Genomic DNA, 17041 nt, shown 5'->3' with positions numbered 1-17041 from the left:
CACCGGTCTTGAAAACCGGCAACCGTTAATAGCGGTTCTAGGGTTCAAATCCCTATCCCTCCACCACCATTAGAAAGCCCGCTGAGAAATCAGCGGGCTTTTTTCTTATCTGCGATATACATAAATAAAAGGGAAGGGCACTGACGTGCTCTTCCCTTTTTTGTATTTAAAACAATGACGACTAGTCCGCTAAATATTTTCCTTCTGCAACTTGCCAGAACGCTCGAATTAGAGGGTTATCTAGCTGTGCTCGCTTACAACATACGCCTAACTCAAATGGCTTGATAGGTTCTATCTTTAAGCGGCTTACTTTATCTCTTACAGGGCTGTTGTTTATGACCACATCAGGTGCGATGCCAACTCCACACCCTAGGGCCACCATACTTACAATCGCCTCATGGCCAGAAACTTGCGCGTATATGTTGGGTTTTATCTTCATCTTTTTAAACCATGCATTGGCTCGTTCACGCGCTGTACCCGCTTCAGGGATGATAAAAGGCACTTCATTCCAGTTTGGCTTGTCGGATTGTAGTTGTTGACCAAAACTACTGACGCCAGATGGGATGATGACAGATAGTGGTATATCACTGATGGTTTCGAATTCTAATCTTGAGGGGAGGATGTCTGGTTTCGCTGAAATCGCGATGTCTGCTTCGTCATTTAATATCTTATCGATAGATTGAGCAGGGTCGCCTGTAGAAAGCTTGAACTCGATATATGGATGAATGGCTCTGAACTCGGTAATTAGCTCAGGAAGATGGCTATAGCTTGCAGTCACGGAGCAAAATATCCTGATCTCCCCTTTTAACTCTTGTTCACCGCCTTTTAGGTGAAGGTTATATTGCTGCCACTCTCCAACAATACTCAACGCTACTGGCAATAGGTGTTTTCCCGCCGGAGTGAGATCAACGCTGCGGTTGTCCCTGATAAGCAGTTCCTGTCCTGTTTCTTCTTCAAGCTTTTGTATCTGACGGCTCAGTGCAGAAGGGCTGACATGCATGGCTGCAGCTGTTTTGCTGAAACTCTTGCTATCACATAAATGTATAAATAATTGTAGAGATTTTATGTTCATGTTTTGCGATCGTTTCCATGTTGCATTTATTGCAATAACTAATTGTGAATATATCACTTTCAGCAACGGAATGTCTGTTTTAGTATGAAGTCATTCGATAGAGAGATATCGACCTTACGGACTTATTTTTAAAGGAGTGCCTCAAATGGCTAACTATTTCAATACATTAAACCTTCGTGAACAACTAGACCAACTAGGTCGTTGCCGCTTCATGGATCGTGAAGAATTTGCGACAGAAGCTGAATACCTTGAAGGCAAGAAAATCGTAATTGTTGGTTGTGGTGCTCAAGGCCTTAACCAAGGTCTAAATATGCGTGATTCAGGCCTAAACGTGGCTTACGCTCTACGTCAGGCGGCGATTGACGAGCAACGTCAGTCTTACAAAAACGCAAAAGAGAACGGATTTGAAGTAGATAGCTACGAGAAGCTGATTCCTGAAGCGGATCTAGTAATCAACCTAACTCCAGACAAACAACACACTAACGTAGTTGAAACAGTAATGCCTCTAATGAAAGAAGGCGCTGCACTAGGTTACTCACACGGCTTCAACGTAGTTGAAGAGGGCATGCAAATCCGTAAAGACCTAACCGTTGTAATGGTTGCACCTAAGTGTCCAGGTACTGAAGTACGTGAAGAGTACAAGCGTGGTTTTGGTGTTCCAACACTAATCGCTGTTCACCCAGAGAATGACCCTAAGGGTGAAGGTTGGGATATCGCTAAAGCTTGGGCTGCTGGTACAGGTGGTCACCGCGCAGGTTGTCTAGAGTCTTCTTTCGTTGCTGAAGTTAAATCTGACCTTATGGGTGAGCAAACAATCCTTTGTGGCATGCTACAAGCGGGTTCTATCGTATCTTACGAGAAGATGGTTGCTGACGGTATCGACCCAAGCTACGCAGGTAAGCTTCTACAATACGGTTGGGAAACGATCACTGAAGCGCTTAAGTTTGGTGGCGTAACTCACATGATGGACCGTCTATCTAACCCAGCTAAAATCAAAGCATTTGAGCTTTCTGAAGAGCTAAAAGACCTAATGCGTCCGCTTTACAACAAGCACATGGACGACATCATCCAAGGCGAATTCTCTAGCACTATGATGGCTGACTGGGCGAACGACGATGCGAACCTACTAGGCTGGCGCGAAGAGACAGGCGAAACAGCATTCGAAAACTACCCAGCTTCTGATGTAGAAATCTCTGAGCAAGAGTACTTCGATAACGGCATCCTACTTGTTGCTATGGTTCGTGCGGGTGTTGAGCTAGCGTTCGAAGCAATGACAGCATCTGGCATCATTGATGAGTCTGCATACTACGAGTCTCTGCATGAGCTTCCACTAATCGCGAACACGGTTGCTCGTAAGCGCCTATACGAAATGAACGTTGTAATCTCAGATACTGCTGAATACGGTAACTACCTGTTCGCTAACGTTGCAACACCACTACTACGTGAGAAGTTCATGCCTTCAGTAGCAACAGACGTAATCGGTCGTGGTCTAGGTGAAGTATCTAACCAAGTAGATAACGCTAAACTAATCGAAGTTAACGAAGCTATCCGTAACCACCCAGTTGAGTACATCGGTGAAGAGCTACGTAGCTACATGAGCGACATGAAGCGCATCGCAGTAGGCGGTTAATCTCTTAACTCGATAACATCGAACAAATTTAAAGAGCTCCAAAAACTGGAGTCATAAATAAAAACACAACATCTAATTAAAAGGCTTGGTCGCCGTTGACCAAGCCTTTTTGTTTATTGGGAAAGATGTATCGCGACTCGGAGTGTTGTTTGGAGTCTAGACCGAAAAACTCGAGTGAATAAAAAAGGGCTGACGTTTTCACGTCAGCCCTCTTATCTTTGCTCGCTTGAGTGCTTACTTGTCTGCAAGCTTAGCTTCTAGCTCTGCAAGCTTTTGTTCCATTTCAGTCAGCTTTTGACGAGTGCGCAGTAGTACTTGAGTTTGAACATCAAACTCTTCACGGCTTACAACATCTAGTTTGTTTAGCTGGCCTTGGATAACTTGGCGAACTTTCTGGTCTACGTCTGAACCTAGTTCTTTCACTGGCTGAGGCATAGAGTCGTGGATCTGCTTAGCAATTTGCTCTAGTTTTTTTGGATCAAACATATCGATTAAAACTCCTGACTATTTATCACTATTCTATTTAATCACATCTAAGATGTCGCCTATCGCGTATAAAAAAAGGCCACCGAAGTAGCCTTTTTGATTGTTTTACGACTTAGCGATTACTTGTTGTCTGCTAATTCTCTGTGCGCTGCTTTTGCTTCATCAACGCGAGCTAGTTTTTCTAGATCTTTGTCTTCAACAAATACAGGAAGAGGTTTGTGTTTTTCAGCTAGGTAGCTGTAAATCACTGGCAGCACAAACAGCGTAAAGATAGTACCAATCGCCAGACCTGCAACGATAACAATACCGATACTGAAACGCTGAGCTGCACCCGCACCACTTGCGTACATCAGTGGGATTAGACCCGCGATCATCGCTGCGGTTGTCATCAGGATTGGACGAAGACGAACCTTCGCAGCTTCCATTACCGCTTCAATACGAGTCTTGTGGTGATGCAACTGTTCTTCTTTTGCAACCTCACAGATCAAGATACCGTGCTTGGTAATCAGGCCGACCAGCGTGATTAAACCTACTTGTGAGTAGATGTTCATCGTTGCCGCACCCCAAGCTAGAGCAATTAGGGCACCACAGATCGCCAGTGGTACCGATACCATGATAACCAATGGATCTTTTAGAGATTCGAACTGAATCGCTAGTACCAAGAAGATGATTGCTAACGCTAGACCAAAGGTTGCGTAAAGTGCGCTACCTTCTGTTACGTATTGACGTGCTTCACCCATGTAATCGTGGTTGTAGCCACTTGGTAGCTTGTTCGTTGCCGTATCTTCAAACCATGCAATCGCATCACCCATTGCAGCGCCTGGAGCCGGTACTGCACCGATCGTAGCTGAGTTCAATTGGTTGAAGTGAGGAAGAGAGCGAGGCTCTGCCACAACATCAATCGTAATTAAACTGCCCAGTGGCACCGCTTTACCATCCGCAGCACGTACATAGTAGTTATTCATCGATTCAGGGTTCAAACGGAACTTACGTTCTACTTGAGGGATAACCTCATAAGAACGACCGTTTAAGTCGATACGGTTTACGTAGCCATCAGACATCATAGTACCAAGTGTGATACCAATATCTTGCATGGTCACACCGTATGCGCCTGCTTTGTCTTTATCGATGTGTACCTTCATCGTTGCTGAGTCGTAGTTCAGATCAAGATCTGAGTAAACGAACAGCGGGTTCGATGCTACATCAGCCAAAATATCAGTAGTTATTTGGAACAAGCTCTCAAAACTGTTTGGTGTTGTAATAACAAACTGAATTGGAAGACCTGAACCTGCACCTGGTAGTTCTGGCATTTGGAATGCAGTTACCGCCATTCCCGGAACATCTTTAACTAAACCACCAACGCGGTTTGCTACGTCTGATTGGCTTGCCTCACGCTCACTCCATGGAACCATAGATGCGATACCAAACGCTTGGTTTGCATTAGGTACACCAGTAAACACCTGTGCGTAAGCGACTTCTGGCTGATCAGACAGAATCGCGTTTACGTCGTTCATGGTATTTTGCATGAAGTCTAAGTTCGCATTTGATGGCGCTGTACCCATCAGCATGATTACACCTTTATCTTCAGAAGGTGCTAGCTCACTTGGGATGAACTTAAACAGCATCGGTAAGCTGGCAAATACGATAACCGCAAAGCCAATGAATACTGGGCGATGGTTCATTACCGCACCAAGCATACGCTCGTAACGGTTAGTCATACCATCCAGTACGTTATGTACCTTTTGTTCAAACTTGCTTGGCTCTGCGTGAGCTTTAAGCATTTTTGAACACATCATTGGCGACAGCGTTAATGCCACGATACCGGATACAAATACTGAACCCGCTAGGGTTAGCGCGAACTCTTTAAATAGCGAGCCTGTGATACCACCCATCATCGCGATAGGAGCGTATACTGCGCCTAGCGTTAACGTCATTGCAATAACTGGTACCGCGATTTCACGCGTACCGATGATTGCAGCACGGAAAGGGGACTCCCCGAGCTTGATATGTCGGTCGACGTTCTCAAGTACTACGATCGCATCATCTACCACCAGACCGATGGCGAGTACCATTGCCAGTAGTGTCATCAGGTTCCAAGAGAAGCCCATCGCCTGCATTACCATTGCCACACCAATCAAAGATAGTGGGATAGTAACGATAGGGATAAGAACCGCACGGAACGAACCAAGGAACAAGGTGATGACAACCAGTACGATTAATGCCGCCTCAAGAATAGTCTTGATAACCTCTTGAATCGATTCGTTAATCGCAATCGTCGAGTCATACATTACGTTCATTGAGATGTTACTTGGTAGGTTCTTCTCTAGCTGAGGAAGAAGCTCAAGAACATCGGCTGCAATGTTGATAGGGTTAGCACTTGGTGCCGCGTTAATTGCTGCAACAACCGCTTCCTGACCGTTCGCACTTGCACGGTACACGTCGTGGCTTTTCTCTAGAGAAACCTTAGCAATGTCAGATAGACGGATGATTTCGCCTTCACCGCTACGAACTACAAGATTCTCTAACTCTTCAACGTTAGATACCTGGGTATCAGCACTGCCATTGTAGAGAACGAACTCACCGGTTGCTTGACCCGTTGCCGATTGGTAGTTGTTGGCATTCAGTACCGACATCACATCGCTAGCGGTTAGATCGACTGCAGCCATTTTTGACGGGTCTAGCCATACGCGTAGTGCGTATTTCATACCACCGTATAGGTCAACTTTCGATACACCGTTTACCGTAAATAGCTGCGGGTTGATTACACGCTCTAGATAATCGGTAATTTGGCTCGACACCAACTCATCACTAGTAAAACCAATGTAGAGTACCGCCGTTGTTGAACCGGTCGACATGGTTACCGTTGGATCTTCCGCTTCTTTTGGAAGCTGAGAACGAACCGAGTTTGTCTTAGCCAGTATGTCAGACAGCGCTGCGTTCGGGTCGGTGTTCAACTTCATGTTAACGGTAATCGTAGAGCTACCGAGTACAGAAGATGAAGTCATATAATCGATGTTATCCGCTTGTGCCACAGCTTGTTCGAGGGGCTGGGTGATAAAGCCTTGGATAAGATCGGCACTTGCACCGTAGTAACTCGTGGTCACGGTTACGACGGTATTCGTCATTTCAGGGTATTCACGCACCTGCATTTTGAAGATTGCTTGTAAGCCAAGCAGCGCAATCAAAAAGCTGATGGATACCGCTAGAACTGGACGTTTAATAAAAACATCAGTAAAGCGCATTGTGCCTCCGGTTACAGCATAGGTGTTTCAGATGGTGGTGTGATTGCATCACTTTCCACAACCTTAACTTTGGCACCGTTACTTAGACGTACTTGGCCAGAAGTCACAACGGTATCGCCCGCTTTCACACCTTCAAGGATGTGTGCGATATCAGCAGTACGTTCACCTACTTTTACAACATGTTGAGTAACGCGTTGAACGCCGTCTTCTTCAGTTAGGATGTAAACATTGTCGCCGTATAGAGTGAAAGTAATCGCTGTTTGAGGCAGAGTTACTTGGTTCTCTAATTTAGGCAGAATGATGTTAGCGCGTGCGAACATACCGCTACGAAGCTTGCCATCATTGTTTGGAATGTCTGCTTGAACTTGAATAAGACCACTTTGCACGCTTACTGCAGGTTCAATTGCGCTGATAGAGCCCTCAAATGGGATTTCTGGGTAAGCGTCAACGAAGATATCAACTGCTTGACCCACACTGATGCGAGAGATGTCAGTCTGAGAAACCGTGAAGCGTAGGCGCATAACACTGGTGTCTTCTAGACGAACAATATCAGTACCTGATTGTAGGTATTGGCCTAGGTAAACATTGCGGATACCAACGGTACCATCGAATGGTGCGCGAATTTCGCGACGATCGATAGACGCTTTTAGACTTTCAATATCAGCTGAAAGAGAGAAGTAGTTAGCTTCTGCTTCATCGTAAGCTTCTTTAGAGATAGAGCCTTTCTTGAATAGACCCTGGTAACGCTTGTACTTAGCTTTTGCTGCAGGTAAGCGAGCTTCAGAACTCTTAAGGTTCGCTTTCTCTACGTCTGAATCAAGGCGAACGAGTAGTTGATCGCTCTTAACTTCAGTACCTGACTCAAAAGAAATTTGGTCGATGACACCGCTAGTTTCGTTTGCTAGCGTGACACCTTGGTTTGGTTCAATGAAGCCGATAGCTTCAATCACCGGAACCCAATCGATCGGCTGAACTTCAGTAACCGTTACTGGAAACTCTGGTTCAGGGCGGTTTGCCATGTACTCAGCAATTTTTTGTTGTTTGAACATGTTGAACCCAATAACGCTGCCGAAAAGTAATACAGCGATGAGTAACATGAAGAAAGTCCACTTTTTCATTATGGTCAAAACTCCGATCTAGTGTTTAATTATTGCATCCCAACTCGCTTCTATTGCAGCTTCTAGTGCTGCCTCATCGAGTTGGTAAAATCCTAAAGAATGCTTTCGCGCTAGAGATACACTAGCCGCTAAGCTCAATCCGCTTAATACTTCATTATGCAGCGGTTTAAACAATCCTTGCTCTTTACCCTCATTAAATAGCAGCTCAACTTGGGCAAACATTTTGCGTTCAAGTTCCCTGAAGTTTAGGCTATTTGTGATAGGTAGAGAGTCATACTGAACTCGATTTTTAATCGCAGCTAAGTTGGTTCCCGCTAAGTTCCATATGTTGAGCCACATGGTTCTGTAGCGTTGCTTTATTGGATCCGAATCATTAACTCCGTCTTGTACAGCATCTGCTACTCGTTGTGTTACGAGCACTCGAACGTCTTCGATCAAGTGATCCTTATCATCAAAGTAGCGATAGATAGTGCCTGCAGCCACTCCCGCTTCTTTTGCTAGTTTTTGCATTGAGAGGCCTTGAAAACCGACCTCAGCAATTAGCTTCTCTGCTGCAGAAAGTATTTGTTGGCGTTTATCCTGAGGTGCATGAGTAGTCATATTTACATCACCGATGAATGAACGTTCATTCATTATAGCCTAAGAACCATACACATGTGCAACAAAGTTTTGCATAAATGACGTAAAATTCTTGTAGAAGAGAACGTAGCATTCGTGATGTTGCAGCATTATTATAGGCGCGCAACCAATTCGACCTTGTAAGAACAGATAGAGAATCAAATGAAACTGAACCCAAGACAAGATGAAGCCGTGAAGTATGTTTCAGGTCCCTGCTTAGTATTAGCGGGCGCTGGATCAGGCAAGACACGTGTTATCACCAACAAAATTGCTTATTTGGTTCAGGAGTGTGGCTACAAGGCGCGTAACATCGCGGCAGTAACCTTTACCAATAAAGCTGCGCGTGAGATGAAAGAGCGTGTTGGGCAAACCTTAGGTAAAGGTGAAGCGAAAGGACTTATCGTTTCGACGTTCCACACTATGGGCTTGACCATTATTCGTCGTGAGTACAAAGCGCTGGGCTTAAAAGCAGGCTTCTCTCTGTTTGATGACCAAGACCAGTTAGCCCTGTTAAAAGAGCTAACAGAAAGACAAATCGATGGCGATAAAGATTTATTGCGTGCATTGATGAGTGCGATTTCGAATTGGAAGAATGACATGCTGACGCCAGATCAGGCCAAAGCGCGCGCTCAAGGTGAGCAAGAGCAGCTATTTGCGTTCTGCTTCGAGATGTATCAAAAGCAGATGAAGGCCTACAACGCCCTCGACTTTGATGATTTGATTGCACTGCCGGTATTACTGCTGAAAACCAATCAAGAAGTGCGTGAACGTTGGCAGTCGCGTATTCGCTACCTACTTGTGGACGAATACCAAGATACCAACACCAGCCAGTACGAGTTGGTTCGCCTACTAGTTGGAGAGCGTGGTCGTTTGACGGTAGTAGGTGACGATGACCAATCTATTTACTCATGGCGTGGTGCGAAACCGCAAAACTTAGTGTTGCTGGGTGAGGACTATCCTAACCTTCGCCTGATCAAGCTAGAGCAAAACTACCGCTCAACCAGCCGAATCTTACGTGCAGCGAACATCTTGATCGCCAACAACCCGCACGTATATGAGAAGTCTCTATTCTCTGAGATCCCAGACGGCGAAAAGCTTAAGGTATTGAATGCCAAGAACGAGGAGCATGAGGCCGAGCGTATTACCGGTGAGATCATCGCGCACAAGTTTTTGAATCGTACTGAGTATAAAGATTATGCAGTGCTTTACCGTGGTAACTACCAATCGCGCTTAATTGAAAAAGCGTTGATGCAGAACCGTGTGCCTTACAAGATCTCTGGCGGCACCTCTTTCTTCGCTAGAGCCGAAATTAAAGACATCATGGCTTACCTACGAGTGTTGGTGAACCCTGATGATGATAATGCTTTCCTACGTATTGTAAACACGCCGCGCCGTGAGATCGGCCCGGTGACGCTAGAGAAGTTAGGTAGCTACGCCAATATGCGTGGTAAGAGCTTGTTTGAGGCCAGCTTTGAGATGGGCTTAGAGCAAACCTTAACTGGCCGAGGCTTGGAGAACCTGCGTCGATTCACTGATTGGATTGTTCGCATCTCGGATAACGCAGAGCGTGGCAATACCGTCGATGCAGTCCGTGCTTTGGTTCGTGATATTAACTACGAAGATTGGTTATACGAAACTTCAGCAAGCCCGAAAGCGGCAGAGATGCGTATGAAGAACGTCTCTGATCTCTATAGCTGGATTGTCGCCGATTTAGAAGGTGATAATTACGATAAAGAAGAGAAGTCGCTACGTGAGGTTGTGCAACGCTTAACCCTGCGCGACATGATGGAACGAGGTGAAGATGATGACGATGCTGACCAAGTACAGTTAATGACACTACACGCATCGAAAGGCTTGGAGTTCCCATATGTGTATTTGATGGGAACAGAAGAGGGCATCTTGCCGCACCAAACCAGTGTTGATGAAGGGAATGTGGAGGAAGAGCGTCGCCTGATGTATGTGGGTATCACTCGAGCGCAGAAAGAACTGACTTTTACTAAGTGTCGTGAACGTCGTCAGTTTGGTGAGTTAATTAAACCAACACAAAGTCGTTTTCTGGATGAATTGCCGCATGATGATGTGGAATGGGAAAGCGTGAAGAAGCCACAGTCCGCTGAAGAGCGAATGGAGAAAGGGCAGGCGCACATTGCCAATATTCGAGCGATGTTCAATAAGAAGTAATGTTCTGCTTGATGAGTACTATATAGAAGACAATAAAAAGGTGACCCGTTGGTCACCTTTTTTGAATTTTGCATTTTTAACTATAGCTCGGCAAATTACAGACCAGCAATCATGTGCTCGATAGCATCTTTGATTTCGTCGTCTGAACAGTCCATACATGAACCTTTCGCTGGCATCGCGTTAAAGCCGTTGATTGCATGGTCAGCTAGGATATCGCGACCTTGAGCAATACGAGGACCCCAGTCACCAGCATCACCTGTTTTAGGTGCGCCGCTTACGCCAGATGCGTGACAAGCGATACAAAAGGTACCATAAACTGTTGCGCCATCACGAGGGCCTGTTGGTTCAGCGGCTACTGGCTCACTGCCGACTAGGTATACTTGACCAACTGGTTTGATGCGCTCAGCAATTGCATCTTGCTCTGCTTCGCTAAGGCCTGAAGCCATTGCACCAGTTGAGAAGGTTAAAACTGCGATGACAACGCTTAAAATTCGACGAGACATATCCATTAAACTCACTTTACATTCCCAAGGTAAGTACATGCTTACCAAATTATAGTGTTGGAGGGGTGTTTTGGCTTTAACCAGTAAAGAGCAACTGTTAAACCAATGTAAATAATGGGTGATTATATCCCGATAAGTTGTTGCAATAAACAACAACTTATAAGCTGTGGCGGGTTGTAGTACTCAAATAAGGGGTTTATCACATATTAACTGTCGAAAAAGAGACCAAACAGAAAAAAAAGTTAAAAAAGTACTAGACGGCATTGGGTGATATACGTATTATTCCACTCCGCCGACAGGGCATGCGCCTGTAGCTCAGCTGGATAGAGCGTTGGCCTCCGGAGCCAAAGGCCGAAGGTTCGAATCCTTTCAGGCGCGCCATCCGGTCACTTACTTCGGTAAGCGAGAAATTGGCAAAAAAGAAATTATGGTGGCTATAGCTCAGTTGGTAGAGCCCTGGATTGTGATTCCGGTGGTCGCGAGTTCGAATCTCGTTAGCCACCCCATTCTTTCTTTACAAATTATCGGTAGCTTCGGCTTCCAGTGTTGATTCACTATCCCAAGAATCGATACAAAACTAGTCGGTGAATAGCGCAGCTTGGTAGCGCATCTGGTTTGGGACCAGAGGGTCGGGGGTTCGAATCCCTCTTCACCGACCACTATTTCAATAATCGCTTGTTAAGCGGTTATACAAAAAATTAGTGGTGGCTATAGCTCAGTTGGTAGAGCCCTGGATTGTGATTCCGGTGGTCGCGAGTTCGAATCTCGTTAGCCACCCCATTAATTTTGTCGGTGAATAGCGCAGCTTGGTAGCGCATCTGGTTTGGGACCAGAGGGTCGGGGGTTCGAATCCCTCTTCACCGACCACTATAAGAAAGCCTCGTCAGAAATGACGGGGCTTTTTTTCGTCTGGAGCTTAGATTACAAGAAAACTCACCTCTTCGAAGTGTTGCACGCTCAATGTGACCGCTCTTCTCCTCAGCTTTCTCCACACAAAACCATAATTCATTAAGCCGGTCGATCTATATCTAATTTTATATAATTTACTGGCTAATAAATTCGACAGATTGATAGGTTTGGTCTAGAGACTTTTACGAAAAATGAAATCTAACCCCCAAATTGTCGATTAATGGCTGTATTTAGCATTTTTCCTCCTCCCAAATCGCCGAAAATTCCAACTAATTTATCCATCCGCTTGTTTTGTTATCTTATATTTGCCATCTCTATGTTAGTGGTTGTAAATATGGCTTAACCAACGCTATACAGTTGTTTTGTTTGGGGTAAATAGATAAATTAGGTTTTGTTTCTATAGTGTTAATTGTTTTTTGGAATAATTATTTGTTTTTAGTGATTGGTAGTGAGATCTGCTCTTAACCATGACTTTAGCTCTACAAGTAAGTTGTGGTAAGGGTTTTGTGAGTATTTATTACCACTAATATAATGCTGTTTTTTCTTACTATATGCTTTTGTAGTGAATAGTTATGTGGTGGTTTTGCTTGTTAAGCGTTTAATGTCGACTTTTTATCCTATTTTTGTTGCTTTTCTGTGAATTATTTGCCAAATTGTCAGCCGTATAAAATATCAGAACAATATTCTGGTAAGAATGGATTCAATTTTGCAGACAGGGCAGAAAGCTGCCAAAGCAGTAGAGGTCTGGTAATGTCACTTTTAGAAGTAAAAAATCTTCGTATCGAATACCCATCTCGTCATGGAGTTCACGCCGCAGTTAAATCGCTTTCGTTCAATATTGAACGTGGTGAGATTGTTGGTGTTGTAGGCGAATCTGGTGCTGGTAAGTCAACGGTAGGTAACGCGGTTATCGATCTGCTGAGCCCTCCTGGTCGCATTGCTAGCGGCGAGGTATTTCTGGATGGCGAAAAAGTCTCTGGCTTATCTCCTGAACAGATGCGTTCTGTTCGCGGCTCAAAGATTGGTTTTATCTTCCAAGATCCAATGACGTCTCTTAACCCTCTATTCACCGTAGAACAGCAGTTAAAAGAAACGATTCACGCCAACATGAAGGTTTCCGATCAAGAAGCCTATGAGCGTTCCCTCGACTTGATGAATCAAGTAGGTATTCCACAGCCGGAAAACCGCTTAAAACAGTATCCTCACCAATTCTCTGGCGGTATGCGTCAGCGTGTGGTTATTGCGATTGCATTGGCAGGTGAGCCTGACCTTATCATCGCAGATGAACCAACCACCGCACTGGATGTATCTATCCAAGACCAAATTTTAGGTTTGATTCGCGATCTATGTATTAAGAAAAACGTAGGTTGTATGTTGGTAACGCACGATATGGGCGTGGTATCTAACGTAACCGATCGCGTAGCCGTAATGTATCGTGGTGACTTGGTTGAGTTTGGCCCAACAGCCAAAGTGCTTGGTACGCCAGAACACCCATATACACACAGCTTGATCTCTGCGGTTCCACGTTCAGACCGCAAACTCGACCGTTTCCCACTTGTGAGCTACATAGAAGAAGCACACGAGATGGAACCACTTGATGTGAAAAATCACTGGTTGGGTCAAAGCCAAGATCACCGTGATTACACAGGTCCATTATTAAATGTTGAAAACGTAAACCTGCGTTTCACCACTAAAGATTCATTCTTTGAGAGCCGTCGTGAGTACGTTCAGGCGTCAAACAATGTGAGCTTTGAAGTACATGAAGGCGAGACGTTTGGTTTGGTGGGTGAATCCGGCTCAGGTAAATCAACGATTGCTCGTGTAATTGCTGGTTTGTACGCACCAAACTCAGGCAAGGTAACGTTTGAAGGCGTTGACCTTACGGGCCTGAAATCTGAAAAAGAGCGTCGCCCTATGCGTCGCCAAATGCAGATGGTTTTCCAAAACCCTTACACATCAATGAACCCTCGAATGAAGATATTCGACATCATTGCTGAACCTATTCGATTCCATAAGCTTACTCGCAACGAAAATGAAACTCGTCAGATCGTTAATGACCTGCTAGAGCACGTTGGTTTAGGCAAAATGGCTGGGGTGAAGTACCCACACGAATTCTCAGGTGGTCAACGTCAGCGTATTTCTATCGCTCGCGCTTTGGCGACTCGCCCACGTCTTTTGATTTGTGATGAACCAACATCGGCACTGGATGTGTCTGTACAGGCTCAGATCCTTAACCTACTAAAAGACTTACAAGACGAGCTAAACCTAACCATGCTGTTCATCAGTCACGATTTACCGGTTATTCGCCAAATGTGTGACCGTGTTGGTGTGATGCAGATGGGGACACTATTGGAAGTTGCGCCTACAGAGCAACTGTTCCAATCACCTCAGCATGAATACAGCAAACAACTGATTTCTTTAATGCCTGAATTTACAGGTTTAAGAGAAGAAAAAGCAGTGGCACAAGCCGCGGTATAAAAATCAGCAGGCTGGAGTTTAGCTTGCTAACAACAATAAACAGACGCAAATACAACAACTAGGGATCTGGATTCCCGCATGAAGGAGTTATGCAATGAAAACCATGAAAAGCAAATTAGCAGTAGCTTTGATGGCAGCTGGCCTAAGCTTTAGTGCAGCAGCAGCAGATATTACCGTTGGCTACGCAGCTGACCCAGTATCACTTGACCCGCACGAGCAGCTGTCTGGTGGCACACTGCAAATGTCTCACATGGTGTTTGACCCTCTAGTACGTTTCACTCAAGAGATGGATTTCGAAGGCCGCCTAGCATCTAGCTGGGAGCGTGTTGATGAAACGACTTTCCGTTTCAACCTACGTAAAGGTGTGAAATTCCACTCTGGTAACGAACTGACTGCTGATGATGTTGTGTGGACTTTTGAACGTCTACAAGCTTCTCCAGACTTTAAGTCAATCTTTACGCCATACGAAAAGATGGTAAAAGTGGATGACTACACAGTTGAGCTAGTATCAAAAGCGGCTTACCCACTAGTACTACAAACAGCAACTTACATCTTCCCAATGGACAGCAAGTTCTACTCTGGTAAGACAGCGGAAGGTAAAGACAAGTCTGAGCTAGTTAAGCACGGTAACTCGTTCGCTTCGACTAACGTTTCAGGTACTGGTCCTTTCATCGTAACGCAGCGTGAGCAAGGCGTTAAAGTAACGTTCGAACGTTTCAACGATTACTGGGACACAGAGTCTGAAGGTAACGTAGACAAGCTAACACTTGTGCCAATCAAAGAAGACGCAACACGTGTTGCTGCACTTCTTTCTGGTGACGTAGATATGATTCACCCAGTAGCACCAAACGATCACAAGCGTGTTAAGAACGCTAAGAACATCGATCTGGTAACGCTACCTGGTACTCGTATCATCACGTTCCAAATGAACCAAAACAGCAACGAAGCTCTTAAAGATGTTCGCGTTCGTCAGGCGATTGTTCACGCAATCAACAACGAAGGTATCGTTAAGAAGATCATGAAAGGCTTTGCAACAGCTGCTGGTCAGCAAAGCCCAACAGGCTACGCGGGTCACAACGAAGAGCTAGTTCCTCGTTACGATCTTAAGAAAGCGAAAGAGCTGATGAAAGAAGCGGGCTACGAAGATGGCTTTACGCTAACTATGATGGCACCAAACAACCGTTACGTGAACGATGCGAAAGTAGCGCAAGCGTCTGCGGCAATGCTATCTAAGATTGGTATCAAAGTTGATCTTAAGACTATGCCTAAAGCACAGTACTGGCCTGAGTTTGACCTATGTTCTGCTGACATGATGATGATCGGCTGGCACTCAGATACTGAAGATTCAGCGAACTTCAACGAGTTCCTAACAATGACTCGTAACGAAGAGACTGGTCGTGGTCAATACAACTGTTCTGGCTACTCAAACCCAGAAATGGATGCGATTGTAGAAGCTTCTAACACTGAAACTGACCCAGTTAAACGTTCTAAGATGCTGAAAGGCGTTGAAGCAACACTATACAACGACGCTGCATTCGTACCGCTACACTGGCAAAGTGAAGCGTGGGGCGCGAAGTCTAACGTAGGTGCTGCAGACATCGTAAACCCAATGGTTATGCCTTACTTCGGCGACCTAGTTGTAAAATAATCTAGCTTGCTAGAATCGAGAGCCTGAGCTTTCAGGCTCTCAAATTATTAAGAAATAGATTTAAGTTTAGGTATTTGGTCTTCCTTCAGTCTGGCTAAATACCTTTTTTAAGACTGAATTTTTGTTATCTAGTCGCGGATTTCGATTAGATAGTCATGGATAGATAAGGGGCAAGGAATGGTTACGTTTCTGGTCAAGCGCCTGTTTCAGGCACTGATAGTGATGTTTGTGATCAGTTTGGTGGCGTTTGCCATTCAGGATAACCTGGGCGACCCGTTGCGTGAGTTAGTCGGTCAATCTGTGTCAGAATCGGAGCGTCAAGCGCTGCGTGATGAACTCGGCTTAAATGATCCCTTCATTACAAAATACACTCGCTTTGTAGGCGCTGCTCTACAAGGTGATCTTGGTACTTCATATTTCTTTAAACGCCCAGCTGTGGACGTAATCTTAGATAAGCTAGTAGCAACGCTTGAACTTGTGTTTGGCGCTTCTCTGATCATCGTTTGTCTGTCGATTCCTCTTGGCGTTTATTCTGCAATACACCCAAAAAGCTTCTTCACTAAACTGGTGATGGCGGGCAGTAGTGTCGGCATTTCTGTACCCGTTTTCTTAACCGCAATCATGTTGATGTATGTATTCTCCATTGAATTAGGTTGGCTGCCGTCGTTTGGCCGTGGTGAAACGGCAAACTGGTTTGGTTGGGAGTCTGGTTTCCTAACGCTAGATGGCCTGGCACACTTAGTTCTGCCAAGTATTGCTCTAGCATCTATCATGCTGCCTCTCTTCATTCGTCTAGTTCGCTCTGAAATGCTCGAAGTTCTTAGCTCTGAGTACATTAAGTTTGGTAAAGCGAAAGGCCTAGCGCTGAACAAGATTTACTACCAACACGCTCTGAAAAACACAATGCTGCCAGTACTAACGGTAGGTGGTGTTCAGATTGGTACTATGGTGGCTTACACCATTCTTACTGAAACCGTATTCCAGTGGCCGGGCACCGGCTTCCTATTCCTTGAAGCGATTAACCGAGTGGATACACCACTGATTACCGCATACGTTATCTTCGTTGGCCTTATCTTCGTAGTAACGAACACCATTGTTGACCTGCTATACGGCATCATTAACCCAACAGTGAACATCACAGGGAAAGGAGCATAAT

11 protein-coding genes and 5 tRNA genes are annotated in these 17041 nt (G+C 45.1%); 10 read left to right on the top strand and 6 right to left on the bottom strand.

Annotation, left to right across the window (positions count from 1 at the left end; genetic code table 11):
- Window positions 1–181: 181 nt before the first annotated feature.
- Window positions 182–1072, bottom strand: coding sequence for an HTH-type transcriptional activator IlvY (gene ilvY / locus F0228_RS11675; RefSeq protein ID WP_061033074.1), 891 nt, complete (start codon window positions 1070–1072; stop codon window positions 182–184).
- 145 nt (window positions 1073–1217) lie between these two features.
- On the opposite strand from ilvY, the gene ilvC reads away from it, so the two are divergent.
- Entirely contained in the window at window positions 1218–2702 is a 1485-nt protein-coding gene (gene ilvC / locus F0228_RS11670; RefSeq protein ID WP_008224071.1) for a ketol-acid reductoisomerase, read from the top strand.
- A 234-nt stretch (window positions 2703–2936) separates the two neighbouring features.
- Here ilvC and F0228_RS11665 read toward each other — a convergent pair whose 3' ends face one another.
- The 4 genes from F0228_RS11665 to F0228_RS11650 form a co-directional block, all read right to left on the bottom strand.
- Window positions 2937–3188: an accessory factor UbiK family protein gene (locus F0228_RS11665; protein WP_004740921.1), complete on the bottom strand. Its 252-nt coding sequence runs from the start codon at window positions 3186–3188 to the stop codon at window positions 2937–2939.
- A 119-nt stretch (window positions 3189–3307) separates the two neighbouring features.
- Window positions 3308–6430, bottom strand: a complete 3123-nt coding sequence (locus F0228_RS11660; protein ID WP_171730378.1) for a multidrug efflux RND transporter permease subunit — start codon at window positions 6428–6430, stop codon at window positions 3308–3310.
- Between the two features lie 11 nt (window positions 6431–6441).
- Window positions 6442–7548: an efflux RND transporter periplasmic adaptor subunit gene (locus F0228_RS11655; RefSeq protein ID WP_061033076.1), complete on the bottom strand. Its 1107-nt coding sequence runs from the start codon at window positions 7546–7548 to the stop codon at window positions 6442–6444.
- Between the two features lie 18 nt (window positions 7549–7566).
- Window positions 7567–8148, bottom strand: coding sequence for a TetR/AcrR family transcriptional regulator (locus F0228_RS11650; protein ID WP_205416604.1), 582 nt, complete (start codon window positions 8146–8148; stop codon window positions 7567–7569).
- A gap of 180 nt (window positions 8149–8328) precedes the next feature.
- Between F0228_RS11650 and rep the strand changes: the two genes are divergently transcribed.
- On the top strand, window positions 8329–10347 hold the full coding sequence (gene rep / locus F0228_RS11645) for a DNA helicase Rep (protein ID WP_171762247.1): 2019 nt from the start codon (window positions 8329–8331) through the stop codon (window positions 10345–10347).
- A 95-nt stretch (window positions 10348–10442) separates the two neighbouring features.
- Here rep and F0228_RS11640 read toward each other — a convergent pair whose 3' ends face one another.
- A complete protein-coding gene (locus F0228_RS11640; RefSeq protein WP_008224061.1) occupies window positions 10443–10856 on the bottom strand; it encodes a cytochrome c5 family protein in 414 nt (137 codons plus the stop codon).
- Window positions 10857–11154: 298 nt separating this feature from the next.
- Between F0228_RS11640 and F0228_RS11635 the strand changes: the two genes are divergently transcribed.
- The 8 genes from F0228_RS11635 (at window position 11155) to F0228_RS11600 (ending at window position 17040) form a co-directional block, all read left to right on the top strand.
- Window positions 11155–11231, top strand: a tRNA-Arg gene (locus F0228_RS11635).
- Between the two features lie 49 nt (window positions 11232–11280).
- Window positions 11281–11356 (top strand) — tRNA-His (locus F0228_RS11630).
- A 76-nt stretch (window positions 11357–11432) separates the two neighbouring features.
- A tRNA-Pro gene (locus F0228_RS11625) sits at window positions 11433–11509 on the top strand.
- A 45-nt stretch (window positions 11510–11554) separates the two neighbouring features.
- Window positions 11555–11630 (top strand) — tRNA-His (locus F0228_RS11620).
- Between the two features lie 10 nt (window positions 11631–11640).
- Window positions 11641–11717 (top strand) — tRNA-Pro (locus F0228_RS11615).
- A gap of 792 nt (window positions 11718–12509) precedes the next feature.
- Window positions 12510–14237 carry an ABC transporter ATP-binding protein gene (locus F0228_RS11610; protein WP_061033079.1) on the top strand — a complete coding sequence of 576 codons (1728 nt, stop codon included), beginning with the start codon at window positions 12510–12512 and terminating at the stop codon, window positions 14235–14237.
- A gap of 94 nt (window positions 14238–14331) precedes the next feature.
- Window positions 14332–15885, top strand: a complete 1554-nt coding sequence (locus tag F0228_RS11605; protein ID WP_102425727.1) for an ABC transporter substrate-binding protein — start codon at window positions 14332–14334, stop codon at window positions 15883–15885.
- Window positions 15886–16062: 177 nt separating this feature from the next.
- A complete protein-coding gene (locus F0228_RS11600) occupies window positions 16063–17040 on the top strand; it encodes an ABC transporter permease (RefSeq protein WP_105057715.1) in 978 nt (325 codons plus the stop codon).
- Window position 17041: the final 1 nt, after the last annotated feature.

The sequence above is a fragment of the Vibrio sp. 99K-1 genome (assembly GCF_013114585.1).
In the GTDB taxonomy this organism is placed as follows: Bacteria; Pseudomonadota; Gammaproteobacteria; order Enterobacterales; family Vibrionaceae; genus Vibrio; species Vibrio chagasii_B.
This window is presented reverse-complemented; position numbering and strand designations above follow the sequence as displayed.

Bases quoted from the DNA above. Each gene is read 5' to 3' on its own strand.
- rep (WP_171762247.1), top strand. From the start codon at position 8,329: ATGAAACTGAACCCAAGACAAGATGAAGCCGTGAAGTATGTTTCAGGT.
- F0228_RS11660 (WP_171730378.1), bottom strand. From the start codon at position 6,430: ATGCGCTTTACTGATGTTTTTATTAAACGTCCAGTTCTAGCGGTATCC.
- F0228_RS11640 (WP_008224061.1), bottom strand. From the start codon at position 10,856: ATGGATATGTCTCGTCGAATTTTAAGCGTTGTCATCGCAGTTTTAACC.
- F0228_RS11655 (WP_061033076.1), bottom strand. From the start codon at position 7,548: ATGAAAAAGTGGACTTTCTTCATGTTACTCATCGCTGTATTACTTTTC.
- F0228_RS11665 (WP_004740921.1), bottom strand. From the start codon at position 3,188: ATGTTTGATCCAAAAAAACTAGAGCAAATTGCTAAGCAGATCCACGAC.
- F0228_RS11650 (WP_205416604.1), bottom strand. From the start codon at position 8,148: ATGACTACTCATGCACCTCAGGATAAACGCCAACAAATACTTTCTGCA.
- F0228_RS11605 (WP_102425727.1), top strand. From the start codon at position 14,332: ATGAAAACCATGAAAAGCAAATTAGCAGTAGCTTTGATGGCAGCTGGC.
- ilvC (WP_008224071.1), top strand. From the start codon at position 1,218: ATGGCTAACTATTTCAATACATTAAACCTTCGTGAACAACTAGACCAA.
- F0228_RS11610 (WP_061033079.1), top strand. From the start codon at position 12,510: ATGTCACTTTTAGAAGTAAAAAATCTTCGTATCGAATACCCATCTCGT.
- F0228_RS11600 (WP_105057715.1), top strand. From the start codon at position 16,063: ATGGTTACGTTTCTGGTCAAGCGCCTGTTTCAGGCACTGATAGTGATG.
- ilvY (WP_061033074.1), bottom strand. From the start codon at position 1,072: ATGAACATAAAATCTCTACAATTATTTATACATTTATGTGATAGCAAG.